Origin of the sequence: Humibacter ginsenosidimutans, from assembly GCF_007859675.1 — a bacterium.
GTDB classification, from domain to species: Bacteria; Actinomycetota; Actinomycetes; order Actinomycetales; family Microbacteriaceae; genus Humibacter; species Humibacter ginsenosidimutans.
This window is the reverse complement of record NZ_CP042305.1, coordinates 3899023-3923717: the sequence shown is the minus strand read 5'-3', so window position 1 is coordinate 3923717 and position 24695 is coordinate 3899023. Positions and strand designations below refer to the sequence as shown.

21 protein-coding genes and 1 riboswitch are annotated in these 24695 nt (G+C 69.3%); of the genes, 12 read left to right on the top strand and 9 right to left on the bottom strand.

All coding sequences use genetic code 11. The features are described from left to right. Positions 1 to 33: 33 nt before the first annotated feature. The 8 genes from FPZ11_RS17935 to ribH all read left to right on the top strand — a co-directional run bounded on the left by FPZ11_RS17935 (position 34) and on the right by ribH (position 7309). Entirely contained in the window at positions 34 to 873 is an 840-nt protein-coding gene (locus FPZ11_RS17935; protein WP_146322383.1) for an exodeoxyribonuclease III, read from the top strand. An 83-nt stretch (positions 874 to 956) separates the two neighbouring features. Further along, the gene (trpS, locus tag FPZ11_RS17930) at positions 957 to 1970 is read left to right on the top strand and encodes a tryptophan--tRNA ligase (protein WP_146322382.1); all 1014 of its coding nucleotides are present in this window, start codon (positions 957 to 959) and stop codon (positions 1968 to 1970) included. Positions 1971 to 1981: 11 nt separating this feature from the next. Further along, entirely contained in the window at positions 1982 to 2572 is a 591-nt protein-coding gene (locus FPZ11_RS17925; protein ID WP_146322381.1) for a GNAT family N-acetyltransferase, read from the top strand. Next, complete coding sequence (locus FPZ11_RS17920) at positions 2569 to 3300, top strand: HAD family hydrolase (RefSeq protein WP_146322380.1); 732 nt, start codon at positions 2569 to 2571, stop codon at positions 3298 to 3300. The genes FPZ11_RS17925 and FPZ11_RS17920 overlap by 4 nt, the downstream gene beginning before the upstream one ends. An 82-nt stretch (positions 3301 to 3382) precedes the next feature. Then, positions 3383 to 3560: riboswitch (FMN riboswitch) on the top strand. 209 nt (positions 3561 to 3769) lie between these two features. Continuing rightward, positions 3770 to 4828 (top strand): bifunctional diaminohydroxyphosphoribosylaminopyrimidine deaminase/5-amino-6-(5-phosphoribosylamino)uracil reductase RibD, encoded by a 1059-nt coding sequence (gene ribD / locus FPZ11_RS17915; RefSeq protein WP_146322987.1) that lies wholly within the window; start codon positions 3770 to 3772, stop codon positions 4826 to 4828. A 2-nt stretch (positions 4829 to 4830) separates the two neighbouring features. Continuing rightward, positions 4831 to 5481, top strand: a complete 651-nt coding sequence (locus FPZ11_RS17910; protein WP_146322986.1) for a riboflavin synthase — start codon at positions 4831 to 4833, stop codon at positions 5479 to 5481. Beyond that, positions 5478 to 6830: a 3,4-dihydroxy-2-butanone-4-phosphate synthase gene (gene ribB / locus FPZ11_RS17905; RefSeq protein ID WP_146322379.1), complete on the top strand. Its 1353-nt coding sequence runs from the start codon at positions 5478 to 5480 to the stop codon at positions 6828 to 6830. The genes FPZ11_RS17910 and ribB overlap by 4 nt, the downstream gene beginning before the upstream one ends. Next, positions 6827 to 7309, top strand: a complete 483-nt coding sequence (gene ribH / locus FPZ11_RS17900; RefSeq protein WP_146322378.1) for a 6,7-dimethyl-8-ribityllumazine synthase — start codon at positions 6827 to 6829, stop codon at positions 7307 to 7309. The genes ribB and ribH overlap by 4 nt, the downstream gene beginning before the upstream one ends. A gap of 198 nt (positions 7310 to 7507) precedes the next feature. Here the strand turns inward: ribH and FPZ11_RS17895 are convergent, their stop codons facing one another. From FPZ11_RS17895 to FPZ11_RS17880, 4 genes are all read right to left on the bottom strand, one after another. Beyond that, positions 7508 to 7993: a DUF2269 family protein gene (locus tag FPZ11_RS17895; protein ID WP_146322377.1), complete on the bottom strand. Its 486-nt coding sequence runs from the start codon at positions 7991 to 7993 to the stop codon at positions 7508 to 7510. 155 nt (positions 7994 to 8148) lie between these two features. After that, the gene (locus FPZ11_RS17890) at positions 8149 to 8982 is read right to left on the bottom strand and encodes an ABC transporter permease (RefSeq protein WP_146322376.1); all 834 of its coding nucleotides are present in this window, start codon (positions 8980 to 8982) and stop codon (positions 8149 to 8151) included. Further along, positions 8979 to 9806: an ABC transporter permease gene (locus FPZ11_RS17885; protein WP_146322375.1), complete on the bottom strand. Its 828-nt coding sequence runs from the start codon at positions 9804 to 9806 to the stop codon at positions 8979 to 8981. The genes FPZ11_RS17890 and FPZ11_RS17885 overlap by 4 nt, the downstream gene beginning before the upstream one ends. Next, positions 9803 to 10729: an ABC transporter ATP-binding protein gene (locus FPZ11_RS17880; protein WP_146322374.1), complete on the bottom strand. Its 927-nt coding sequence runs from the start codon at positions 10727 to 10729 to the stop codon at positions 9803 to 9805. The genes FPZ11_RS17885 and FPZ11_RS17880 overlap by 4 nt, the downstream gene beginning before the upstream one ends. 103 nt (positions 10730 to 10832) lie before the next feature. On the opposite strand from FPZ11_RS17880, the gene FPZ11_RS20020 reads away from it, so the two are divergent. Continuing rightward, on the top strand, positions 10833 to 13247 hold the full coding sequence (locus FPZ11_RS20020; protein ID WP_246846388.1) for an ABC transporter ATP-binding protein: 2415 nt from the start codon (positions 10833 to 10835) through the stop codon (positions 13245 to 13247). A 170-nt stretch (positions 13248 to 13417) separates the two neighbouring features. On the opposite strand, the gene FPZ11_RS17865 is transcribed toward FPZ11_RS20020, so the two are convergent. Then, positions 13418 to 15439, bottom strand: coding sequence for a phosphoenolpyruvate carboxykinase (GTP) (locus tag FPZ11_RS17865; RefSeq protein WP_246846386.1), 2022 nt, complete (start codon positions 15437 to 15439; stop codon positions 13418 to 13420). A gap of 121 nt (positions 15440 to 15560) precedes the next feature. Here FPZ11_RS17865 and FPZ11_RS17860 point away from each other — a divergent pair, with 121 nt between their 5' ends. From FPZ11_RS17860 to FPZ11_RS17850, 3 genes are all read left to right on the top strand, one after another. Next, positions 15561 to 17012 (top strand): helix-turn-helix domain-containing protein, encoded by a 1452-nt coding sequence (locus tag FPZ11_RS17860; protein WP_146322373.1) that lies wholly within the window; start codon positions 15561 to 15563, stop codon positions 17010 to 17012. Positions 17013 to 17107: 95 nt separating this feature from the next. Continuing rightward, on the top strand, positions 17108 to 17977 hold the full coding sequence (locus FPZ11_RS17855) for an MBL fold metallo-hydrolase (RefSeq protein ID WP_210415914.1): 870 nt from the start codon (positions 17108 to 17110) through the stop codon (positions 17975 to 17977). A gap of 4 nt (positions 17978 to 17981) precedes the next feature. Further along, the gene (locus tag FPZ11_RS17850; protein ID WP_146322371.1) at positions 17982 to 18461 is read left to right on the top strand and encodes a MarR family winged helix-turn-helix transcriptional regulator; all 480 of its coding nucleotides are present in this window, start codon (positions 17982 to 17984) and stop codon (positions 18459 to 18461) included. Positions 18462 to 18468: 7 nt separating this feature from the next. Here the strand turns inward: FPZ11_RS17850 and FPZ11_RS17845 are convergent, their stop codons facing one another. From FPZ11_RS17845 to FPZ11_RS17825, 4 genes are all read right to left on the bottom strand, one after another. Beyond that, a complete protein-coding gene (locus FPZ11_RS17845) occupies positions 18469 to 19254 on the bottom strand; it encodes a 3-hydroxyacyl-CoA dehydrogenase (RefSeq protein WP_146322370.1) in 786 nt (261 codons plus the stop codon). A 29-nt stretch (positions 19255 to 19283) separates the two neighbouring features. Then, positions 19284 to 20483: a thiolase family protein gene (locus tag FPZ11_RS17840; RefSeq protein WP_146322369.1), complete on the bottom strand. Its 1200-nt coding sequence runs from the start codon at positions 20481 to 20483 to the stop codon at positions 19284 to 19286. A gap of 71 nt (positions 20484 to 20554) precedes the next feature. Further along, positions 20555 to 23446 carry a D-alanyl-D-alanine carboxypeptidase/D-alanyl-D-alanine-endopeptidase gene (locus FPZ11_RS20015; RefSeq protein ID WP_246846384.1) on the bottom strand — a complete coding sequence of 964 codons (2892 nt, stop codon included), beginning with the start codon at positions 23444 to 23446 and terminating at the stop codon, positions 20555 to 20557. Between the two features lie 66 nt (positions 23447 to 23512). Continuing rightward, positions 23513 to 24496, bottom strand: a complete 984-nt coding sequence (locus FPZ11_RS17825; protein WP_146322367.1) for a Gfo/Idh/MocA family protein — start codon at positions 24494 to 24496, stop codon at positions 23513 to 23515. Positions 24497 to 24695 lie beyond the last annotated feature (199 nt).

Below are 24695 nucleotides of genomic sequence, written 5' to 3'. Positions count from 1 at the left end.
AGGAGTGTCGCAGGCCGCGGCTACAGTTGTCCCATGCCTTCTCGCCGCACCCTGCGTATCGCCACGGTCAACGTCAACGGCATCCGGGCGGCCTACCGCCGCGGCATGGCGGCCTGGCTCGATGAGCGCGGGGTCGACATCCTGGCGATCCAGGAGGTTCGGGCGTCCACCGACGACCTGACGGGGCTGCTCGGCGACAGCTGGGACGTGCTGCACGACGCCGCGACCACCAAAGGCCGGGCGGGAGTGGCGCTGGCGAGCCGGGGCAAGGCATCCATTCACCGTGTCGCGCTCGGCGACGACGATTTCGACACCGCGGGGCGCTGGCTCGAGGCCGACTACGAGGTCGACGGCAGCATCGTGACGGTGGTGAGCGCGTACGTGCCCTCCGGCGAGGCCGGCACCGAGAAGCAGGTGTACAAATACCGCTTTCTCGATGCCATGGATGCCCGCATGAAGGCTCTGCCCCAGCACAGCGAGCTCGCCGCGGTGATGGGCGACCTCAACATCGGGCACCGCACGCTCGACATCAAGAACTGGAAGGGCAACGTGAAGCGCGCCGGCTTCCTGCCCGAGGAGCGCGCTTACCTCGACAAGCTGATGGGCGCCGAAGACGACGAGAAGTACAACGACGGCGCGGGCTACGGCTGGGTCGACGTGGGCCGCAAGTGGGCGGGCGAGGTCGACGGACCGTACTCGTGGTGGACCTGGCGCGGCCAGGCTTTCGACAACGACACCGGCTGGCGCATCGACTACCAGCTGGCCACGCCGAAGCTCGCCGAGAAGGTCGTCGACTACCACGTCGACAAGGCGGCGTCGTACGACGAGCGATGGTCGGACCACACGCCTGTCGTCGTCGACTACGCGCTCTGAGCCGAGCACCCTTCTCTCCCGCGCCGCACCGCTCGTGCCGCGCGAGGCATCCTTGAACCTCCGCACCACCACCAGAAAGAACCATGATGAGCAAGCCACGCCTCTTCTCCGGCATCCAGCCATCGAGCGATTCGTTGCACCTCGGCAACTACATCGGCGCGCTGCTGCAGTGGCGTGAACTGCAGCGCGACCACGACGCCTTCTTCTGCGTGGTCGACCTGCACGCCATCACGGTGCCGCAGGATCCGAAGGAACTCGCGGCGAAGACGCGGCGGACGGCGGCGCAGTACATCGCGGCGGGGATCGACCCGACGGCGTCCACCCTCTACGTGCAGTCGCACGTGCCCGCGCACGCCGAGCTGGCGTGGGTGCTGAACACCATCACGGGGTTCGGCGAGGCCGGACGCATGACGCAGTTCAAAGACAAGTCGTCGCGCTACGGCGCGGAGGCGACGAGCGTGGGCCTCTTCACGTATCCCGTGCTGATGGCCGCTGACATCCTTCTGTACGACGCCGAGGTGGTGCCGGTCGGCGACGACCAGCGCCAGCACGTCGAGCTCACGCGCGACCTCGCCGAGCGGTTCAACTCCCGCTTCGGCGAGACGTTCGTGGTGCCGAAGGCCCTCATTCAGAAGGACACCGCGCGCATCTACGACCTGCAGAACCCGACGTCGAAGATGTCGAAGTCCGCGGACTCGGTCACCGGCCTCATCCTGCTGCTCGACGAGCCGAGCGTGACCCGCAAGAAGATCATGCGGGCCGTCACCGACACGGATGCCGTCATCCGCTTCGACCGCGACGCCAAGCCGGGCGTCTCGAACCTTCTCGCCATCTACGCGGCATTGTCCGGCCAGACGATCGAGACCGTGTCGGCCGAATACGAGGGCAAGGGCTACGGCGACCTGAAGAAGGGTCTCGCGGAGGTCGTGATCGGGGAATTCGAGCCGGTGCGGGCGCGGGCGCTCGAGCTGCTGGACGACCCGGCCGAGTTGGACAGGTTGCTGGCGGCGAACGCGGGGCGGGCATCCGAGGTGGCGGATGCCACTCTCGCGAAGGCGTACGAGCGCGTCGGCTTCCTGCGCCGCGTGCGGGTCTAGGGGAGTCCGTCATGGATCCCGTCGAGTTGCGCACCGAGCGGTTGGTGCTGAACCAGCCGACGGGCGACGACCTGGCACGCGTCGTCGAGTACTGCCGCGATCCACTGTTCGAGCACTACATGACGCTGCCATGGCCGTACCAGGAGAAGGACGCCGTCTTCTTCGTCGAACGGCTGGTGCCAGACGGATGGCGCACGGAGCGCGAGTACACGTGGGCGCTGCGCGAGGCGTCCACGGGGCCGCTGCTCGGCGTGGTCGGCATGCGCGTGCAGCCCGAGCCTCGCACCGTCGATGTCGGCTACTGGCTCGGCGGCCCGCATCGTGGCCACGGCCACATGACGAAGGCGACGAGGGCCGCCGTCTCCTGGGCGTTCGACTCCGGTCGCTGCGACACCGTGCTGTGGGAGTGCGTGGCGGGCAATCGTGCTTCGGCACGCGTCGCGCGGAGCGCTGGATTCTCCTTCACGGGAGCCGGAACCGGACGCGTGACGCTGCGCGACGGGTCGCAGCCGGATGCCTGGCTGGGTGCTCGGCACCGCGGCGGCGACGAGGAGCTGGCGCGCTCGACGTGGCCGGAATCCACGATCGGCGCAGACGCGTGAGCACCCCGGCCGCCGTGCTGTTCGACCTCGACGACACGCTCTTCGCGCACCGCGAGGCGGTCGGCGACGCGATCGTGGCGCACGTGCGTGCGCTCGGGCATCCCTATGTCGTGTCGGATGCCGCCGCCGAGGTCGAGGCGTGGCGCGCCCTCGAGGAGCTGCACTACCACCGCTACCTCGCGGGCGAGCTCGACTACGACGGGCAGCGACGCTGCCGGGTGCGCGACTATGCGGCGCGGCACGGTGTGACGCTGGCGGCCGACGACGAACTGCCGTGGTTCGAGGGTTACTCCGTGCGCTATGCGGAGAGTTGGCGTCTGCAGGGCGACGCACGCGGGTGCCTGGATGCTCTGCGGGGCACGATCCCCGGCGTGCGGCTCGGGATCATCACCAACGGAGAGCTCGACCGCCAGCTGCTCAAGCTCGACGCGATCGGCGTCGGCGACGACTTCGACGTCGTGATCGCCTCGGGCGACGTCGGAGTCGCGAAACCCGATGCCCGCATCTTCGCGCTCGCCTGCCAGCGGCTCGGTGTGCGACCCTCTGAGGCGGTGTACGTCGGCGACCGCCTCGCGACGGACGCCATCGGTGCTGCCCGCGCGGGACTGATCGGCGTGTGGATCGATCGGCACGGGGTCGAGGTGGCGGCGGAGGCATCCGCAACCGCCGACGAACTCGGCGTGCGCTGCATCACGTCGCTGGACCAGCTCGTCGACGTCCTCGGCTGATCTGCTCGGCTGACGTGCTCGACCGGCGGCCGGAGGTTACGCGGGAATACGAGCCCCAGCGGCGCGTTGGGTAGAGTTGACGCAGTGCTCCGGGGTCGGTGAAAGTCCGAACCGGCGGTGACAGTCCGCGAGCCGAGGCAACGGCATCCATCGTTCGAAGGGTGTCAGCCGAGGTTGAGCCGGTGGAATTCCGGCACCGACGGTGATGATCTGTTCAGTTCGCAGCTGAGCGGTCAGAGTCCGGATGGGAGGCAGCACGCGCACGGTTGCGTTCGGCATCCGTGCGGTCGGCATGTGTCGACCACCCCGGGGTCCGCCAAGGGCTCGCCGAGACGGCGAGTGGAACAGCAGACAGACGGAGACGGGGATGACCGACACGGGCGCCGCTCTCAGCGCGCGTGATGCGCGTGGCTCTGTGCTGTCGCGTGCCCCGTCGCCATCGGAGATCCGGTCCGAGTACTCCGTGCCGATGCTGCGCGCCCTCGACCTCGCCTCCCGCGGTCCCGCCGGCGGCGTCAACCCGCAGGTCGGCTGCGTGCTCCTCTCACCCGCCGGCGATGTGATCGCCGAGGGCTGGCACCGCGGCGCGGGAACCGCGCACGCCGAGGTCGACGCGCTCTCGAAGCTCGAGCCGGGGCAGGCATCCGGAGCCACGGCCGTCGTCTCCCTCGAACCGTGCAACCATGTCGGCCGCACCGGCCCGTGCAGCGAGGCCCTGATCGCTGCCGGCGTCAGCCGCGTCGTGTACGCGGTCGACGACCCAGGGCAGGAGTCGCACGGCGGCGCCGCGCGGCTGCGCGAGGCCGGTGTCGAGGTGATCGCCGGGGTCGAAGCGGATGCCGCCATCCACCTTCTGCAGAGCTGGCTCGCCGCCGCGCGCCTCGGCCGCCCCTACGTGACGCTCAAGTGGGCGAGCAGCCTCGACGGCCGCATCGCCGCCGCCGACGGCACGAGCAGGTGGATCACGGGAGCCGCAGCCAGACAGCGCGTGCACGAGAGCCGCGCCGCGTCCGACGCCGTCATCGTCGGGACCGGCACTGTGCTCGCCGACGACCCGAGCCTCACGGCGCGCGGCGACGCGGGCGAGCTGCTCGACGACCAGCCGGTGCCCGTCGTCTTCGGCGATCGCCCCGTGCCGCAGGATGCCGCGGTGCTGCGGCATCCACGGCCCCCGATCTTCATGGGCGGGCACGACCTCCCCGAGGCGCTCGCGCAGCTGCGCGAGCTCGGCATCCGCACCGCCTATGTGGAGGCGGGCCCGGAGCTCGCCGCGGCGTTCGTGCGCTCGGGACTCGTGGACGAGGTGCACGTGTACCTTGCCCCGATCCTGCTCGGCGGGCGGCACACAACACTTGGCGACATCGGCGTGACGACCATCGCCGACCAGCTCACCCTCGTCACGCGCGGTGTCGAGCAGCTCGGCAACGACGTTCTCATCGTCGCCACGAATCCGGCGGCGCAGAGCCTCAATCCGTGGCCGACCGGCAGATCGACCGATCAGCCACCGTCCGACCAGCAAGGAGCATGACCATGTTCACCGGAATCGTCGAAGAGATCGGCACGATCACGGCGGTCGAGCGTTCGACCGATGCCGCCCGGCTCACGGTGCGCGGCCCGCTTGCCGTGCAGGGCGCGGCCCACGGGGACTCGATCGCGGTGAGCGGCGTGTGCCTCACCGTCGTCGACCAGGGCGACGACTGGTTCACGGCCGACGTCATGGCCGAGACCCTCGCCGTCACCACGCTCGGCGACGCCGTGGAAGGAACGAGGGTCGACCTCGAGCGGGCCGCGGAAGTCGGCGACCGGCTCGGCGGTCACATCGTGCAGGGCCACGTCGACGGAACGGCCGTGGTGCTGGCGGTCACGCCCGGCGAGGCGTGGCGCGTCGTGCGCTTCAGCCTCTCCCCCGAGCTCGCCTCGCTGGTGACGCGCAAGGGGTCGATCGCGGTCGACGGCGTCTCGCTCACCGTCTCCGCCGTCAGCGACGCGGACGCCGACCAGCAGTGGTTCGAGGTGTCGCTCATTCCCGAGACGCTGGCTGCCACCACCCTGGGCGCACGCGAGGTGGGCGATCGGGTGAACATCGAGACGGACATCCTGGCACGACACGTCGAGCGGATGCTCGCGCTGCAGCGGGCGTCCGAGACACGAACCGACTCCGAGACGAGGAGCAACGCATGACGCTGGCAACCATCCCCGAGGCACTGGAGTCGCTGCGTGCCGGCCGACCCGTGCTCGTGGCCGACAACGAGAGCCGCGAGAACGAGGGCGACGTCATCCTCGCCGCCGAGACCGCGAGCCAGGAGTGGATCGCCTGGACGGTGCGGCACACCTCCGGCTTCATCTGCGCGCCGATGACGAACGAGCTCGCCGACAAGCTCGAGCTGCCCGTCATGGTGGTCGACAACGAAGACTCCAGAGGCACGAACTACACCATCACGGTGGATGCCGCCGACCGGCTCAGCACCGGCATCAGCGCCGCCGACCGCGCGCACACCCTGCGCGTGCTGGCCGATCCGGCATCGACGGCGCGGAGCCTGCACCGCCCCGGACACGTCGTGCCGCTGCGCGCGGTGGAAGGCGGAGTGCGCGAGCGCGACGGTCACACCGAAGCCGCGGTCGATCTGCTGAAGCTGGCCGGCATGACACCGGTCGGCGCCATCGCCGAGGTGGTCGCCGACGACGGCGAGATGATGCGGCTGCCCGAACTGATCGAGTTCGGCGAGCGCGAGGGCGTGCCCGTGATCACCATCGAGGCGCTGGTCGCCTACCTGCAGGAGTTCCACTGCGACACCCCGCTGCAGGCCGTCGATGCGGTGCCCGAGACTTCGCGGGTGATCTTCGAGGTCGAGACGACCGTGCCGACCACCCACGGACCGTTCCGCATGCGCGCCTACCGCGATCGCATGACGGGCGCCGACCACGTGGCGATCATCGCCGGTGATCCCGGTGCGAGCGGGTCCCTGGTGCGCGTGCACTCCGAGTGTCTGACCGGCGAGGCGTTCGGTTCGCTCAAGTGCGAGTGCGGCCCGCAGCTGAATGCGGCGCTCGACACCATTCAGCGCGACGGCGGCGTCGTCATCTATCTGCGCGGCCACGAGGGCCGCGGCATCGGGCTCATCAACAAGCTGCGCGCCTACCGGCTGCAGGAGGACGGGCTCGACACGCTCGACGCCAATCTGGCGCTCGGCCTGCCGATCGACGCGCGGGACTACGGAGCCGCGTCGGCGATTCTGACCGATCTGGGCATCCACTCGGTGCGCCTGCTCACGAACAACCCCGACAAGGTGCAACAGCTCGGCGAGCACGGCATCACCGTCGAGGAACGCGTGCCGCTCGTCGTCGGCCTCGGCGCCCTCAACGAGCAGTACCTCGCCACCAAGCGCGACCGCCTCGGCCACCTGCTGCCGGTCGCCGACTCCGAACTGCCGGAGCTCGACGACTCCTTCGAGACGGATGCCGCCGCCACCAGCGACGACGAGCTGATCGCGCACCTTCCCCACCCCGACCAGAAAGGCGCCACCCGATGAGCGGAGCCGGAGCCCCCGACCACGACACCCTCGACGCGACGGGACTCACGGTCGTCGTCGTCGCAGGCACATGGCACGACATCATCACCGACGGCCTCATCGCGGGGGCCGAGCGCGAGCTGGAGGCATCCGGTGCGACCTGGTCGCTGGTGCGCGTGCCAGGCAGCTTCGAGCTGCCCGTGGTGAGCAAGGCTGCGCTGGATGCCGGCGCCGACGCCGTCGTCGCGCTCGGCGTGATCATCCGCGGTGGAACACCCCACTTCGAGTACGTGTCATCGGCCGCGACAGACGGTCTGACGCGGGTCGCCCTCGACACCGGCAAACCCGTGGGATTCGGATTGCTCACCCTCGACGACGAACAGCAGGGGCTCGATCGCGCCGGGCTGCCTGGCTCGAAGGAGGACAAGGGCGCGGAGGCCGCTCACGCGGCCATCGCCACCGCGCTGACGCTGCGAGCCCTGCGCACCCTCACGGCGTAACCGGCGCCCGACGACGGGCGCCGACCCTGACGGACGGCCGCACGCTCTGCCCCGTTCGACGTTCACGGTGCAGGATATGCGGCGCATCGAGCCCGATATGCGGCCGGCGTGCCGCATATCCTGCACCGCGTGCGACGCACCGGGACGTACGACGAAGCGGCGCCCGCAGAGGACGCCGCTCGACGAGTCAGGGATCGGTCAGGGCTTCCAGACCATCAGCACGACGACGGCCACCAGCAGCAGGCTGGCGATGCCGCTCGTGCCCGCGATGGCGCCGTATCCGCCCGACTTCGCGGCCGGGGCGGCCTTGGCGGCCGGATCTTCAGCCTCGACGGCTTCTTCGCCCTCGATGGCGTCGGCCGCGCGCCGCATGGCCGGCACCACGACGAACAGGGTGAGCGCAAGAGCGATGACGTAGAACACGATCGCGAGCCAGATCCACGTGTCGGTGATCGACGTGTGGTACTTCGGGTCGGCGGTGCCCATGGCGCCGAACCCGAGGATGACCACGAGCAGCGACAGCAGGCTGAAGATGTTGGTCGACTTGGCGAGCGTGCGCACCTGGCTCGGCGAACCGGCGCGGATGGCCCGCATCGCCGTCATCGGCAGGATCGCCATGGGCCCCACGATGAACACCGCCGCCACGACGTGCAGGATGTCGAAGATCACGTTCGCCACAGTCATGGGGTTCAGCCTAGCGCCGCGCGTGGGGCCGGCCGGGCTTCGAGACGCGCGCCTGCTGCGTGCTCCTCAGCCGGCGGATCAACCCGCGGTGAGATGGGTGCGGGGTTCGAGGCGCTCGCTTCGCGTGCGCCTCGACCGGCGGGCCCGAAGAGCCCTCAGTCGAGGAACAGGGCGCGCAGCCGACGCGTGGTGAGCACCATGCCGAGCGCCGCCATCACCGCCAGGTACAGCACGTGCCAGAGGATGCCCGCGCTCACCGCCCCCGTCGTCAGCGCACGCACGAGGTCGACGCTCTGCCACAACGGCAGCGCCTGAATGACCAGCTGCACTCCCTGCGGATACACCGACAGCGGATAGAACGTGCCGGAGAGCAGGAACATCGGCAGCATGATGAAGTTGATGATGTCCATCTGCTGGAACGACTTCATGTAGCTCGTGATGCCCATGCCGAAGCTCGCGAACGCGAGGGCGACGAGCAGCACGGCGGGCAGCGCGAGCAGCGCCCACCACGACAGGTTGAGACCCATCAGCTGCATCACGATCATGAACGCGACCGCGTAGAGGCCGCCACGGAGGAGCGCGTACGTGATCTCGCCGATCGCGACGTCGAGGGGGCCGAGCGAGGTGGCGAGCATCCCCTCGTAGAGCTTCGCGTAGCGGATCTTGAAGAAGACGTTCCACGTGGAGTCGTAGACGGCGCCGTTCATCGCCTCTGTCGCGAGCAAGGCCGGCGCGATGAAGGCGGCGTACGGAATGGCGCGCCCGTCCCCGGCCGTGACGGTGCCGACCAGCGCGCCCAGCCCGATGCCCAGCGACAACAGGTAGAACACCGGCTCGAAGGCGCCGGAGAGGACGACGGCCCAGTTCGTCGACTTGGTGGCCGTGAAGGCGCGGTAGAGCACCGCACGGGAGTTGCCGGCGTAGAGCGCACTCAGCGGCCGGCGGCGCGCGGTCGTGGCCGGCCGCATCCTCAGCTCGTCGACGCTCATGCGGTGAGCCTCCGCTTGGCGATGCGCCGTGACAGCAGCCAGAAGGGCACGATGAGCGCGAACAGGTAGAGCACGTGCACCGCGAGCAGCCAGGCCGGCTCATCGGTGCCGTAGCTGAGTGCTCGCGCGAGCTGCGTACCGTGCCAGATGGGCGAGAGCCAGCCGATCCACTGCAGCCCGATCGGCATGCTCGACAGGGGGAAGAAGGTTCCGGAGAACAGTGTGAGCGGCAGCAGCACGAGCCGCATGACCATCGCGATCTGACCGGTGTCGCGCTCGAGCGTGGAGATGTAGGTCATGATCGGGATGCCGAAAGCCAGCGCCACCAGCGTGGCCACGAGCACGCCGATCACGGAGACGCCCACCGTCATGGCGCCGAACAGCACGATGATCACCCAGTAGATGACGCTCGTGACGAACGCCCGCACGACGACCGAGATGACCATGCCGTCGATGATCTGACCGGGCGTGATGGGCGAGGCGCTGATGCCGACGAAGGTGGGATTCCACTTGAATCCGGAGAGCACCGGGTAGGTGAACTCCTCGCCCGCGACGGATACCGCCGCCGTGCACATGAGCGCGGGCGCCACGAACTGCAGGTAGGTGACGCCGTCGATCGGGGTCGACCCGACGAGCGTGCCGAGCCCGATGCCCATCGCGATGAGATACAGCAGCGGCGTGCCGACGGCGCCGATCACCACGGTCGACACGTAGGAGCGCATCACGCGCAGCCGATGCTCGGCGACGTACCACGCGCCGAACCGCCGCGGCCTCGCCGCGAGCTCCGTCGTGCTCGCCGCAGACCCCGTCACCGTGGCCGTCATTCGATCAACGACCTTCCCGTGAGCCTCAGGAACACGTCTTCGAGGCTGGAGCGTCGCACGAGCGACGTGAGCGGGCGGATGCCGGCATCGGTCAGCCGCGCCAGCTCGGCCTCGCCGTCTGCCGTGTACACGAGCACCCGGTCGGGCAGCGGCTCGACACGGTCGCCCACTCCCTTGAGCTGCTCGGCCATCGCCGCATTGCGATCGGCACCGAAGCGCAACTCGAGCACCTCCCGCGTCGAGTATTCGCGGATGAGCGACGCCGGAGTGCCCTCCGCCATGATCGTGCCCTTGTCGACCACGATGAGCCGGTCGCAGAGCTGCTCCGCCTCATCCATGTAGTGCGTGGTGAGCACGAGGGTCGTGCCCTCTTCCTTCAGCCGGAAGAGCCGGTCCCACAGGATGTGCCGCGCCTGCGGGTCGAGTCCCGTGGTCGGTTCGTCGAGCAGCAGGATGCGCGGGTCGTTCATGAGCCCTCGCGCGATCGTCAATCGCCGCTTCATGCCTCCTGAGAGGTCGGTGACCTTCGCCTTCGCCTTGTCTTGCAGCTGCGCGAACGCGAGCAGGTCATCCGCCTTGCTGCGCACGTGCGCCATCGGCAGACCGAAGTAGCGGCCGTAGACCATGAGGTTCTCGCGCACCTTGAGCTCTTCGTCGAGGTTGTCGGCCTGCGGCACGACGCCGAGCTGCGCGCGGATCTCCGGACCGTTGCGATCGGGATCGAGGCCGAGGATCTCCAGTCTCCCGCTCGTGCGCGTCGACACCGCGCCGATCATGCGCATGGTGGTCGACTTGCCTGCGCCGTTCGGGCCGAGCAGACCGAACGACTCCCCCGGGGCGACCTCGAACGAGATTCCGCCCACGGCAGTCACCTCGTCGTACTGCTTGACGAGGTCGGACGCGACGATCACCGGTGATGGCACGCGTTCCAAAGTAACCCAGACGGGCGACATTCGCGGTGCCGCGGGATGCCCGGTCCCAGCCTGCATTGATAGCCTTTCGCCACCCCCGAACTGGAGTCTCCCCATGAGTTCACCCGCGCCCGGCTCCGCCGCGGCGAGCGCGCCCGCGCGCCGTCCGTTCGGCCGTCCCGTGAAAGACGACGGCCCGCGAGCCACCTTCAGCCAGCTTCTTCCCTACCTGTTCGAGCACAAGGCGACCATGACCTTGGTGGTGGTGCTGAGCGTTCTCGGCGCTGCGGCCTCCCTGGCGCAGCCCCTGCTCGTGAGCCAGGTGATCAACATCGTGCAGAAGGGCGAGACGCTCGGCGGCCTGGTGTGGGGTCTCGTCGTGCTGGTGATCGTCTCCGGTCTCATCTCGGGCTACCAGCACTACCTGCTGCAGCGCACGGGCGAGAGCGTGGTGCTGTCGTCGCGCAAACGTCTGGTGGCGAGAATGCTCAATCTGCCCATCAGCGAGTTCGACGCTCGTCGCACGGGCGACCTCGTCTCCCGCGTCGGCAGCGACACCACGCTGCTGAGAGCGGTGCTCACGCAGGGTCTTGTCGAGGCGATCGGCGGCTCGCTCACATTCCTCGGCGCGCTCATCGCCATGCTCATCATCGATCCGGTGCTGCTCGGCCTCACCGTGCTCGTCATCGCGGTCTCGATCGTGGTGGTCGTGCTGCTGTCCGGGCGCATCCGCATCGCCAGCCGCAAGGCGCAGGAGCGCGTGGGCGACCTGGCGGCATCCGTCGAACGCGCCATCAGCTCGGTGCGCACGATCCGCGCTGCGGGGGCGACAGGCCGCGAGATCGAGGCGGTCGACAAGGATGCAACGGCCGCCTACGACATGGGCGTGAAGGTGGCGAAGATCTCGGCCCTCGTCGTGCCGGTCGCCGGCATCGCCATGCAGGTGTCGTTCCTCGTGGTGCTCGGCGTCGGCGGATTCCGCGTGGCCAGCGGCGCGATCACCGTCGCCAATCTGGTGGCGTTCATCCTGTTCCTCTTCATGATGATCCTGCCGCTGGGCCAGGCGTTCGGCGCGTTCACCTCGGTGAACTCGGCGCTCGGCGCGCTCGGCCGCATCCAGGAGATCGTCGACCTGCCCAGCGAAGACGCGAACGACCTGCCCGCCGATCGCCGCGCCGTGATCGTCGGTCCGGCGAACGCCGCTGTCAATCCGGATGCCCCGGCCGTCGCCTTCGCCGACGTGCACTTCGCCTACCCCGACGCGGTCGTCGCCGCGAGGGCCGCGCGCTCTGCCGAGGAGAGCGCGGAGCACGACTCCGCAGACGAAGCCCACGGCGGCGCGCCCACCGCGACCGTCGCGTCGCCTGAGACACCGTATGGTGCGGCAGCGAGCGCGGACGGCGTCCAGCGGGCGGAAGCCTCCATCGAGACCGTCGCCATCTCGCTCCCCCGCGGGGGCGAGTCGGCGGCTCCGCCGCGCACAGAGCCCACCGCGGCCGCCGAGCTGGACACCCGGCCGACGCCGACCGAACGGCCTGCGGACGTCGAGCACTCGGTCGATACCGAGCAGCCGGCCGGCACCGAACCGTCCACGAACACGGCGGACACGGAGTACGCCTCGCGACGCTCGCTGCGCGAGGCCGAGCGGCACACGGCGACCGGCGGCATCCGCCTGCCGTGGCGTGGCGCGGCATCCACCCCCGCGGCAGGCAGCGCCATCGTCACCGACGCGGTCGAGGGCGAAGACGTCATCGCCGAGGCGGAAGCCCGTGCCGGGACGCCGACCGACGATGCTCCGACGTCGGCGGTGTCGGTGAGCGGGCTGACGGCATCCGTCGTCTCCCCCGACCAGGGAGTGCTGCACGGCGTGAGCTTCACGGCTCCGCGCGGCAGGCGCACGGCGCTCGTCGGGCCGTCGGGAGCGGGCAAGAGCACGATCCTCGCGCTCATCGAACGGTTCTACGATCCGATCTCCGGCGCGATCTCGATGGGCGGGCTGGACATCCGCTCCGTCGATCGCAAAGACCTTCGCGCGCAGATCGGCTACGTCGAACAGGACGCCCCCGTGCTCGCCGGCTCGCTGCGGGACAACCTCACGCTGGCGGTGCCGAACGCCTCGGATCGGCAGTGCATCGACGTGCTGCACGCCGTCAACCTCACGGATGTGCTCGAGCGCACCCCGCTGGGACTCGATGCTCCCGTGGGCGAAGACGGGGTGATGCTCTCCGGCGGCGAGCGTCAGCGGCTCGCGATCGCGCGTGCGCTGCTGGCCGCCCCGCCCATCCTGCTGCTCGACGAGTCGACGTCGAGCCTCGACGGACGCAACGAGCAGCTCATGCGCGAGGCCATCGACGCGGTGGCGGAGAACCGCACGTTGATCGTGATCGCACACCGGCTGTCGACGGTCGTCGACTCCGACCAGATCGTCGTGCTCGACAAGGGCCGGGTCGTGGGAGTGGGCACGCACTCCGAACTCGTGCAGACGACCCCGCTCTACCGCGAGCTCGCGAAGCACCAGCTGCTCGTCTGAGGGGTCGCGGAGAGCACGACGGGCTCAGTTTTCAGGGACATGCCCCCGCCGCGCGAGCGCGGCTCCCGCCAGACCCGATGCCAGCCCTGAAAACTGAGCCCGTCGTACTCTCCGCTCGGGGAGTCAGGCGAAGGAGTCAGCGGCCAGCCGCTGCCGCGGTGACTCCAGCGTCAGCGGGTGAGCCGGTAGCGCAGCGCCTCCAGCTCCGCCGTCAGCGCGGCGGGCACGCGGCCGCCGAACCGGGCGAAGAACTCCTCTGTGAGGTCGCACTCGGCCAGCCACGCGGTCTGGTCGACGTCGAAGAGGCGCTCGAGCGCATCCTCGCTCAGTTCGAGCCCGTCGAGGTCGAGGGACGCCTGCGCAGGAACCCTGCCGATCGGCACGTCGACCGCGTCGGCCGTTCGCTCCAGCCGCCCGACGATCCACGCGATGACCCGCATGTTCTCGGCGAATCCCGGCCACAGGAACGATCCGTCCGGCCCCTTGCGGAACCAGTTCACCTGGAACACCGCCGGCGCATTCGCACCGAGCTTCTCGCCGATGCGCAGCCAGTGCCCCCAGTGGTCGGCCATGTTGTAGCCGCAGAACGGCAGCATGGCGAACGGGTCGCGGCGCAGCGCGCCGACCGTGCCCTCGGCGGCGGCGGTCTGCTCCGACGCGATGGTCGCGCCGAGGAAGACGCCGTGCTTCCAGTCCCTGGCCTGCAGCACGAGCGGAACGTTCGTGGCACGGCGTCCGCCGAAGACGATGGCGTCGATGGGCACGCCGTCCGGGTCCTCCCAGTCGTCGGCGATGGTCGGGCACTGCTCAGCCGCCACCGTGAACCGGGAGTTCGGGTGAGCGGCCGTGCGGCCGGAATCCGGCGTCCACTCCTCGCCTCGCCAGTCGATCAGGTGCGCCGGCTTCTCGTCGGTGAGGCCCTCCCACCACACGTCGCCATCGTCGCGCAGGGCCACGTTCGTGAAGATGGTGTTGCCCCACAGCGTCTCGACGGCCGACCTGTTCGTGGACTCGCCCGTGCCTGGTGCGACGCCGAAGAAGCCGCGCTCGGGGTTGATCGCGCGAAGGCGACCGGAGGCATCCGGCTTGAGCCACGCGATGTCGTCGCCGATCGTCTCGACGCGCCATCCGGGCAACTGCGAGCGCAGCATGGCGAGGTTGGTCTTGCCGCACGCCGACGGGAACGCCGCCGCGATGTGGTGGGCGCGGCCGGCGGGCGACACCACCTTGATGATGAGCATGTGCTCGGCGAGCCAGCCCTCGTCGCGCGCCATCTGCGAGGCGATGCGCAGCGCGAAGCACTTCTTGCCCAGCAGCGCGTTGCCGCCGTAGCCCGAGCCGTACGACCACACCTCGCGGTCTTGCGGGTACTGCACGATGTACTTCGTGTCGTTGCACGGCCACGCGACCTCGGGACGGTGGATGCCCTCGGCGTCGACGAGCGGGTAGCCCACGCTGTGCACGGTGCGCACCCACGTGCGACCGTCCTCGATGAGGTCGAGGGCGCGGCGTCCCATGCGCGTCATGATGCCCATGGAGACGACCACGTAGGGCGAGTCGGTGATCTCGACGCCGAGCTGCGAGATGGAGCCGCCCAGCGGTCCCATCGAGAACGGCACGATGTACATCGTGCGGCCCCGCATGCTGCCGGCGAAGACGCCCTTCAGCTCGGCACGCATCTCGGCGGGGTCGCGCCAATTGTTCGTGGGGCCGGCATCCTCTTCGCTCTCCGAGCAGATGAACGTGCGGGCCTCGACCCTGGCGACATCCTTGGGGTCGGTGCGGGCGAGGTAGCTGCCGGGCCGCCATTCGGGGTTCAGCTTGATGAGCTGGCCGTTCGCGACCTGCAGCTTGAAGAGTCGGTCCGCCTCGGCGCGGGACCCGTCGCACCACACGATCTCGTCGGGCTGCGTCAGTTCGGCCACCTCCAGCACCCATGCGGCGAGCGCGGCGTCGGTGGTGCCGAGGTCCCAGCCGTGCTCGGCGTAGGCCTGCGCGACGGCGAGACGCGACGGAGCGGGCTCACGGCCCTGCGCCTGCCGGTCGCCCGAAGGTGAAGCCGGACGGATGTCGGTGCCCTCGTCATCCGTCCGGCTGGTCTGTGCGGCTGCTCGTGCGCTCGGCCTCTGCGTCATCGTCATCGTGTCGTCTCTCGGGTCGGTCGGCTTCGGCTCTCGCGTGCTGAACGCCATGGATCTCGGTGTGTGCGTCGGCATTCGCGCAACGCCGACCTCTTCACTCTGACGTGACTTCGAGCATGTGACTGCACAAACGATCACGAAAGAATCGCAATTCTTTTGATAGCGTGAACGAATGGATGCCGACACCGCCGATATCGCCACCATCGGCCACCGAATCCGCCACTTCCGCACCCGCACAGGGCTCACCCTCGAGCAGGTCAGCGACGGAGTGGGGCTTTCGCAGAGCCAGCTCTCCATGATCGAGAACGGCAAGCGCGAGCCGAAGCTCACCGTGCTGCAGTCGATCGCGAGCGCGATCGGCGTCGACCTCGCCACCCTTCTGGTGGCGGAGCCGCCGGACGAGCGCACGGCGTACGAGCTCGAACTGGGCCGGGCACAGGCATCCCCTCTCTACACCGCCCTCGGACTGCCCGTCGTGCGGCCGACGAAGGGCACGCCGACACCCACGCTCGCCGCGCTCGTCGGCCTGCACCGCGAGCTCGCCAGGCAGGCGAGCAAGGCGATCGCGACGCCCGAGGAGGCCAGGCGCGCCAACACCGAGCTGCGCGAGTGGATGCGCGCTCGCGACAACTACCTGCCCGACATCGAAGACCTCGCGGAGGAGCACGTGAAGGCGTCTGGGCACGTCTCGGGCGCGCTCACCCACCGCGAGGTGAGCGTCATGGCGAAGCATCTCGGGTTCGAGCTGGTCTACGTCAACGACCTGCCGAAGTCGACAAGGTCGATCACCGATCTGGAGAACGGGCGCATCTACCTGCCGCCGGCATCCATTCCCGGCGGTCACGGACTGCGCTCGATGGCCCTGCAGGCGCTCGCCCATCGCGTGCTCGGCCACGAGCGCCCGGAAAGCTATGCGGAGTTCCTTCGGCAGCGCATGCAGATCAATTACTTCGCGGCGTGCTGCCTCATGCCGCGGTCGGCTGCGGTGTCGTTTCTGCAGGAGGCGAAGAAGGATCGCGACCTGGCCGTCGAAGACTTCCGCGACGCGTTCGGGGTGACGCACGAGACGGCATCCCTACGGCTGACGAACCTCATCACGGTGCATCTCGGCATGCGGATGCACTTTCTGCGGGTCGGCGAAGACGGCGCCCTCTACAAGGGCTACGAGAACGACGGGCTGCCGCTGCCCACCGACGTCACCGGCGCCATCGAGGGCCAGCTGGTGTGCAAGAAGTGGAGCGCGCGCGATGCGTTCACGCAGACGAACCGCACCACCGAGCTGTACCAGTACACCGACACGCCCGCCGGAACATACTGGTGTGCGACACAGACCGGGCGCGGCGACGACGGCGGCTTCACGGTGACGATCGGGGTGCCGTTCGCGGATGCCAAGTGGTTCCGCGGCCGGGAGACCACGGCCCGCGCCGTCTCGACATGCCCGGACCCCACCTGCTGCCGCAGCGCGGATGCCTCACTCGAGACCGAGTGGGCCGACCGAGCGTGGCCGAGCGCACGACTGCACGCGCACATCCTGTCGCCGCTGCCCACTGGCGCCTTCCCCGGGGTGGACGACGCCGAGCTGTACTCGTTCCTCGCCGAGCACTCCGGCCCCCTCGGGGAGTAGTCGCACCCGCGGATTCTCGACCCGACTTGACTTCCGGGCCTCTCCTTCCCACAATAGATGTCACGACATCTATGTCATGACATCTATCAGGAGGAATGATGAACAAGGTGAAGAAGGTCTCGGTGATCAGCACCGGGAGCGTGCAGATCCGGCCGGAGCACGTCGAGACCAACGGCACGCCGCTGCTCTGGTGGCTGAACACGTCTCGTCGCTGGACCGGTCCGCGACCGATCAACGTGTACGTGATCGAGCACGAGAAAGGGCTGGTGCTCTTCGACACGGGTCAAGACAGGCGCTCGGTCACCGACCCCACATACTTTCCAGGAGGCGTGGTCGGTCACAACTACCGCCGGCTCGCCAAGTTCGACATTCCGCAGGACGCGACGCTCAGCGAGCAGTTGCACGACCTCGGCCACGACATCGCCGACGTGCGCATCGCGATCCTGTCGCATCTCCACCAGGATCACATCGGCGGGCTGCGGGAGCTTCCCTCGTCGGCGCAGATCCTGGTGAGCGGCACCGACCTCGAGTCGGTCGACAAGCCGTTCGCCGTGCTCGACGGCCTGTTGCGCGACCACATCCGGCTTCCCGGCCTCGACTGGGTGCCGGTCACCCCGAAGCCCGCGCAGGATGACTCGATCGCGCCGTTCACGCACGCTCACGACGTGATGGGCGACGGCTCGCTGCTCCTCCTGCCCACACCGGGCCACACGCCGGGCTCGCTGTCGCTGCTGTTGCGCAGCGACGGCCTTCCGACCATGCTCTTCGTCGGCGACCTCACCTATGATGCGAAACTGCTGGCAGCCGATCGCGTTCCGGGTGTCGGAAACCGCAAGGAGCTGCACCTGACGACGCAGAATGTGAATCGGCTGGCCGCGCGTTTTCCGGGCATGCCCGTGCTCGCCGCCCACGACCCCGCGGCTGCCGATCTCCTGCGATCGGCGCTGCTGCAGTACAAGGAGTGACCCGTTGAGAACCGCCGAACACCTCCGCTACCTGATCCTCGCCGCCCAGCGCGAGGGCAACAGGCAGCTCACCGCGGCGCTCTCGCTGATCGGCCTCACCCCCGCGCAGTCCGAGGCGCTGCGCATCATCGCCGATCACGGGCCGCTCGCTCTGAAGCAGCTCGGCGACATGCTGGTGTGCGACAGCGGCACCAGTCCGAGCCGCATCGTCGACCGGCTCGTCACGGCGGGTCTCGTGCAGCGGGAGGCCGGAGAGCACGATCGGCGACAGGTGCGGCTCACGGTCACTCGACAGGGTGCGGACAAGGCGGAGCAGGTTCGAGAGATCGAAGATCAGCTCTACGACGCCATCGACGGTGCGGTGACGACGGATGACGCGGCTGCGCTCACACGCGTGCTCGGCGCGCTGACGACCGGCTCACCGGCCGGGAACGCCCTGCAGAAGCGGCTCGAGGCAGAGGGCGCGACGGCGGCACGCGGGTAGCGCCCTCCTACTTCGGCTGCATGCGGATCGCGCCGTCGAGACGAATGACCTCGCCGTTCAGCAGAGGGTTCTCCACGATGTGGCGCACGAGAGCTGCGTATTCCGCCGGTGTGCCCATGCGTGACGGCATCGGGATCTGCTCCTCCAACGACCGCTGCACGTCGTCGGGCATGCCCGCCATCATCGGCGTCTGCATGATGCCGGGCGCGATGGTCATCACCCTGATCAGCAGCTTCGACAGGTCGCGGGCCAGCGGCAGGGTCATGGACGCCACGCCGCCCTTCGACGCCGAGTACGCGGCCTGTCCGATCTGGCCGTCGAACGCGGCGACCGATGCCGTGTTCACGATCACGCCGCGCTCGCCGGTCGCCGGGATGCCCGGCAGCACCTGCGCCTCGACCGGCTCGTTCGCGGACATCGCAGCGGCCGCGAGCCTGGTCACGTTGAACGTTCCGATGAGATTGATGCGGATCGTGCGCTCGAACGCGTCCAACGCGAGCGGGCCTTCTCTGCCCACCGTTCGTCCCGCGGTGGCGATGCCCGCGCAGTTCACGGTGACGCGGAGCGGGGCGAGCCGCTGCGCGGCATCCACTGCCTGCCGCACCTGGTCGGCGTTCGTCACGTCGGCGGGCACGAAGACGCCGCCGAGCTCGGCGGCGGCCTCTTCGCCGCGCGACGACGGCAGGTCGACGATGACCACCTTCGCGCCGGCCTCGGCCAGCACGCGTGCCGTCCCGTTGCCCAGTCCCGACGCACCGCCGGTGACGAGCGCACTGCATTCCGTGATCTGCATATATCCCTCCGGGATCGTATTCGTCCGGCTCAGAGCCGCTCGATGATGGTCGCGTTCGCCATGCCGCCGCCCTCGCACATGGTCTGCAGTCCGTACCTGCCGCCCGTACGTTCGAGGCGCGCGAGCAATGTGCCCAGCAGCCGCGTGCCGCTGGCGCCGAGCGGATGCCCGAGCGCGATCGCCCCGCCGTCGCCGTTCAGCCGCTCGGGGTCCGCCCCGAACTCCTTCAACCAGGCGAGCGGCACGGGGGCGAAGGCCTCGTTCACCTCGTAGGCGTCGATGTCGTCGAGGTTCAGTCCGGTCTGCTTGAGGATGCGTGCCGTCGCCGGCATCACGCCCGTCAGCATGTAGAGCGGGTCGCTTCCCGTGACCGCGAAGGCGTGGAACCGGGCCCGCGGCGTCAGCCCCAGCTGCTCGGCACGCCGCGCGCTCATGATGAGCGCGGCGGAAGCGCCGTCGGTGAGCGGGGACGAGTTGCCAGGGGTGATCTTCCAGTCCAGCTCCGGGAACCGGGCGGCGAGGGCATCCGTGCGGAACGACGGGTTCAGGCCGGAGAGACCCTCCGCCGTGGTGGCCGGACGCACCGTCTCGTCAGCGGTGACGATGCTGCTGCCGCCGGCGGCATCCACCACCTCGACGGGCACGAGCTCGCGGTCGAACTCCCCCGCCTCTGCCGCCTCGGCGGCGAGTCGGTGCGAGCGTGCGCTGAACTCGTCGAGCTCGTCACGGCCGAAGCCGTACTTCTGTGCGATGAGCTCGGCGGAGACGCCCTGACCCACCAGGCCGTCCGGATAGCGCGCGGCGATCCGCTCGCCATAAGGGTCGCGTCCGAGGGTCGAGGTGCCCATGGGGATCGTGCTCATCGACTCCACACCGCAGGCGATCACGACGTCTTGCACACCGGCCATGACCGCCTGGGCCGCGAAGTGCGCTGCCTGCTGGCTCGAGCCGCACTGCCTGTCGATCGTGGTCGCGGGCACATGCTCGGGAAACCCGGCCGCGAGCACGGCGTTGCGCGCCACGTTGTAGGACTGCTGCCCCACCTGGGCGACGCAGCCGGCGATCACATCATCGACCGTGCCGGGGTCGAGGTCGTTGCGGCGCACCAGCTCGGCGAGCAGGTCGCCCAGCAGGTCGACGGAGTGCTTGCCGCTGAGGGCGCCTCCCGGTTTGCCTCGTCCGCTCGGGGTACGCACCACATCGACGATGACGGCCTCTTCGACGCTCATTCTCCCAGCCTACGGCCGTGGTCGCGCACGTCAGAACGAAGGATGTGGACGCGAACAGGCCGAGAGCGCTGTCAGTAGTTGGAGAGGTTGTTGCCGCACTCGTAGAACGCCGTCGTGAGGTTGTCGATCGCGTTCAGTGCGGCGTCGTCCCCCGGATAGTTCAGCGCATAGATCGCGAACGTGAGGTTGGTGCCGTCCTTGGCGTGGATGACTCCGGCGAGCGTTCTCGACGTGTTGATCCAACCCGTCTTGGCGTTCACGTGGCCGACGGCGTTCGACGAGAAGGAGCCGTCGAATCGCCCGTATCCGGGCCCCAACGTGCCCGTCTGGCCGGCCACCGGAAACCCGTCGTAGATCGCGCCGAGCGATCCCTGCCGGTTCAGCACCTTGATCAAGAACTGGGTGAGGTACGAGGCCGGCACCCTGTTGTCCGCGCTCAGGCCCGACCCGTCCGCGAAGTACAGACCGGTGGTCGGGATGCCGTAGCTCTGCAGGCCCTTCAGCGTGCCAGCGTTGATGGCCGAGAACGAGTTGCCTGCTCCCGTCTTGATGGCGACGAGCCTGGCCAGCTCCTCCATGATCGTGTTGTCGGAGTACGTCAGCGCCTGCTCGACGAGCGCGGAGACCGGCTGCGACTGCACCTCGCCGAGCTGTTTGGCGCCCGCCGGCGCGGTGCCCTGGCTGATCGTGATGCCGCCGCCGAGGTCGTCGGCGAGAGCCTGCGCGGCGCGACCGACCGGGTCTGCGCTGCGCGGTGACTCGACAGCTGTCGGGTCGTCCCTGTCGCCGTCGACCATGAACGACGTCATGTACGGCGTCGAGCCTTCGACGACACGCTCCTCGTGTTCGTCCCAGCTCGACAGCCAGACCGGACCGGAGTAGAGCGACGTGTCGACGACGAGCGACGTGATCGGCTGACCGGCGGTGGACGGATCGGCGTTCCACGCCTGCTTCACCTGGTTCGCCAGATCGTCGAGGTGCGGCGCGTTGGTGTAGAACGACTGTTCCCCCGTCGGCAGGCGAGTCAGCGTCACGTCGCCGCCGCCGATGACGACGACCTGACCGGGTTGGGTTCCCTTCACCACGATGGTCGGCACCCGATAGTTCGGGCCGAGCACGCTGAACGCCGCCGCAGCGGTGAGCATCTTGAGCACGCTCGCCGTCGGTGCGGGATTCGACCCGTTGCGATCGTAGAGCACCTCGCCGGTGGAGGCATTGCGCACCTGGGCCTCGAGCGTGCCGAAGCCGGCGTCTGCCGCATACGACGCCACCGAGCAGGTTCGCACCTTGCTCGCCTGCGCGATCGCGGAGGGTGTCGGACGCACCGTCGGTGTCGGAGACGGCGTCGCACTGGGGTGAGCAGCCGCGGTGCCGACGGCGTTGGCCGGCGCTGTCGCAGCGCCGAGACCGAAGGAGAGTCCGCTGAGCAGCACGACGCCGGCGGCGATTCCCGCGATCAGCGACGTGCGCGGATTGTGCCGGATCCAGGTGAGGATGCCCGCCAGCGGCCCGCTTCCGCGGCCTCCGCTCCCCGAGCCCCCGCGCGAAGCCCCGCCACCGCGCCCTCGACCGGAGCCGCCGCGCCCTGAACCACCGCCGGCTCCACCGCCGCCAGAGCCGGCATCCCCGCCGCCTGCAGTCCCACCTGACCCGCTCGCGGCACCTGCGGCACCGAACGCCGCGAAGCCGCCGAAGGCTTCCGTCGCACCATCGGCTGCAGAGTCCGCCGCGCTGTCGGCTGCGCCGCCGTGCGCATCATCGTCGCCGAACGGCAGGTCTCGTGCCCGCAGCGGTGCTGAGGCGTGCGCCGCTGCCCACGGCGCAGACTCGACCTGCGGGGATTGCCACGCCGGCCGTTGTGTGTCCGTGGACTCCCCGTGCATCTGCCCGGCATCGGATTCCCAAGGCGCCTGTCGTCCGGCCTCGAAGATCCCTGCCGACGAAACCGACGCAGCAGTGCCTGACGGGTCGAATGCGCCATACCGCTCGGCTTCGTGGCCTTCGCCCTCGTGACCGTCATCCGCGCCGAACGCAGAGGAGAAGAAGGCAGCGGCATCCGGTTCGCCGACGTCACCGTCGGGTATCCGCGCGGGCCCGACCGCGGCAAAGGCGTGTGTGGCGTCGTCGTAGGGGAATCCGCCGACGACCGGCGCTGTCTGATCGGTCGCGAAGGCGTCGAAGGGCCGGGTCTGCGGCGACGGGGCATCGAATGGCAGCGTGTCCGTCGCGTGATCGACCCCGGAGGCACGAAGCTCTGCCTGCTGGTCTTCGAACGGGGCCCGCTGATCTTCGAACGGGCGGAGGGCTTCGGCCGGAGCCTCGAACGATCGGAGGTCGTGCATCGGCTGAGGCGCCACCGTGCCGAACGGTGCCGCCGTGCCGTGCGAGTCGTGCTCGTCGTCGAGCCAGTTGAACGAGGCGGAGCGCGCCGACGCCGCGATCGCCACGGCCGCCGTGTCGCTGGAGAGCCACGGCAGACCGCCGTGCGCCCCTTCACGCCCCGACGCCGCACGCTCGTCTGACGCATCGACGGGCTGCTGGTCGACGGGGCGACGAGTCCACGGTGCATCGAGATGCTGCGCACCGCTGACGTCGTCCGGCGCAGACGCGGCCGGCGGCACGACCGAGAACGTCGGCGGGATGATCGGCGCCGGCGGAACGACACCGGCCGGCGGCTGCCCGATGGTGTCGGCGAACGCGACACCGCCGTCGGTGTCCGGCCGCACGGACTCGCTCGCCGGCGTCCAGGGCGCACGAGCGGGCTCGTCGGCGAGCCACGAGAAGGTCGGCGCCTGCGGTGCAGCGTCGGCGGGGGGTGCGAATGCCGGGCCCGAGGCATCCACCACGGGGATCTCGCTCGTCGGGTCGCCGAACAGCGCACTCAGACCGAGTGCGTCGAATGCCGATCCGGGGGTCTCGTCAGAGCGACGATCACGGCGCGAGTTGGGGGACTCGTCGTGCATTCCGCCGAGTGTACCGACGGCAGCTGGGAGAGTCTGCGGCGCTCTCTACGAGCCGTCGCGCCGCGATCAGCGTTCCTGCGGGTAGACGAGGCCGATCCGAGCACGTATGTCGTCGAGGGTGCGCATGATCGACACGCTCTCCTCCGGCGGCATGATGTCGCTCGCGGTCAGTCCCTCCTCGATCAGCCGCTCGATCTCGCGGGCCTGGAACTGCATGCCCCTGCCGAACACTCGGGACTTGTACTCCTCCATCAGGTGGCCCTCGTGGGCGACCACCCTGAAGTTCGTCGGCGCGTACCAGACCGAGTCGATCTCGATGCGGGCCCGTGTTCCCGTGATCGTCGCCGTGTTCGTGCCGCGCAGATCGAGGGCGCAGCGCACGGCGGCCAGTGCCGCGTCGCCGTATCGGAAGACCGCTGCCGTGGCGGCATCCGCACCCGTGGCGCCGAATCGGGCGGATGCCTCGACCTGCTCGGGCGTGCCGAACAGCATCGACGCGAACGAGACGGGGTAGATGCCGAGATCGAGCAGCGCTCCGCCGCCCAGCTCCAGCGCATTGATGCGGTGGCCGGGATCGCTGGAAAGCAGCTGCATGTGATCGGCGGCGAACTCCCTGACCTCGCCGAGGATGCCCCTGTTCACCAGATCACGGATGCGCTCGACGTGCGGAAGGAACCTCGTCCACATCGCCTCCATGACCACGAGGTCGCGGTCCCCCGCCAGGTCGACGACGCGCTGAGCCTCTGCGGCGTTCAGCGTGAACGGCTTCTCGATCAGCACGTGCTTGCCCGCGTTCAGCGCGAGCTCTGCGTTGTCGGCATGCGCGGGGTGCGGTGTCGCGATGTACACCACGTCGACGTCGTCATCGGCGACGAGATCGTCGTACGACCCATGGGCGACGGGGATGCCGAACTCGTCGGCGAAGGCATCCGCCGATCCCTGCGAGCGCGACCCGACCGCGGCGACGATGTGCCCGTCGTCGATGAGATCCTTCGCGAAGGTGTGGGCGATGCCACCCGTGCCGAGAATGCCCCACCCGATATCGCTCATCGCTCCCCCGTCGCCACCCGCTTCGCCGTACGGATGCCGCCAGCGTAGCGCCCGTCTGCGATGTACAAGGTCCGCCTCAGGGATTCGCCCCGCCGCTCGCTCCAACCGCCGCTGCACGGCAGCCTGAGCCTCCGGCAGCAGGATCCGCCCGAGCGTTCGATGCCCACCGACCAGCGCGAAAACGCAGAAGCGCCCTTTT

Coding starts and splice junctions, on each gene's coding strand:
- FPZ11_RS17935 (WP_146322383.1), top strand. CDS start 34: ATGCCTTCTCGCCGCACCCTGCGTATCGCCACGGTCAACGTCAACGGC.
- trpS (WP_146322382.1), top strand. CDS start 957: ATGATGAGCAAGCCACGCCTCTTCTCCGGCATCCAGCCATCGAGCGAT.
- FPZ11_RS17925 (WP_146322381.1), top strand. CDS start 1,982: ATGGATCCCGTCGAGTTGCGCACCGAGCGGTTGGTGCTGAACCAGCCG.
- ribD (WP_146322987.1), top strand. CDS start 3,770: ATGCTGCGCGCCCTCGACCTCGCCTCCCGCGGTCCCGCCGGCGGCGTC.
- FPZ11_RS17910 (WP_146322986.1), top strand. CDS start 4,831: ATGTTCACCGGAATCGTCGAAGAGATCGGCACGATCACGGCGGTCGAG.
- ribB (WP_146322379.1), top strand. CDS start 5,478: ATGACGCTGGCAACCATCCCCGAGGCACTGGAGTCGCTGCGTGCCGGC.
- ribH (WP_146322378.1), top strand. CDS start 6,827: ATGAGCGGAGCCGGAGCCCCCGACCACGACACCCTCGACGCGACGGGA.
- FPZ11_RS17895 (WP_146322377.1), bottom strand. CDS start 7,993: ATGACTGTGGCGAACGTGATCTTCGACATCCTGCACGTCGTGGCGGCG.
- FPZ11_RS17890 (WP_146322376.1), bottom strand. CDS start 8,982: ATGAGCGTCGACGAGCTGAGGATGCGGCCGGCCACGACCGCGCGCCGC.
- FPZ11_RS17885 (WP_146322375.1), bottom strand. CDS start 9,806: ATGACGGCCACGGTGACGGGGTCTGCGGCGAGCACGACGGAGCTCGCG.
- FPZ11_RS20020 (WP_246846388.1), top strand. CDS start 10,833: ATGAGTTCACCCGCGCCCGGCTCCGCCGCGGCGAGCGCGCCCGCGCGC.
- FPZ11_RS17865 (WP_246846386.1), bottom strand. CDS start 15,439: ATGGCGTTCAGCACGCGAGAGCCGAAGCCGACCGACCCGAGAGACGAC.
- FPZ11_RS17860 (WP_146322373.1), top strand. CDS start 15,561: ATGGATGCCGACACCGCCGATATCGCCACCATCGGCCACCGAATCCGC.
- FPZ11_RS17855 (WP_210415914.1), top strand. CDS start 17,108: ATGATGAACAAGGTGAAGAAGGTCTCGGTGATCAGCACCGGGAGCGTG.
- FPZ11_RS17845 (WP_146322370.1), bottom strand. CDS start 19,254: ATGCAGATCACGGAATGCAGTGCGCTCGTCACCGGCGGTGCGTCGGGA.
- FPZ11_RS17840 (WP_146322369.1), bottom strand. CDS start 20,483: ATGAGCGTCGAAGAGGCCGTCATCGTCGATGTGGTGCGTACCCCGAGC.
- FPZ11_RS20015 (WP_246846384.1), bottom strand. CDS start 23,446: ATGCACGACGAGTCCCCCAACTCGCGCCGTGATCGTCGCTCTGACGAG.
- FPZ11_RS17825 (WP_146322367.1), bottom strand. CDS start 24,496: ATGAGCGATATCGGGTGGGGCATTCTCGGCACGGGTGGCATCGCCCAC.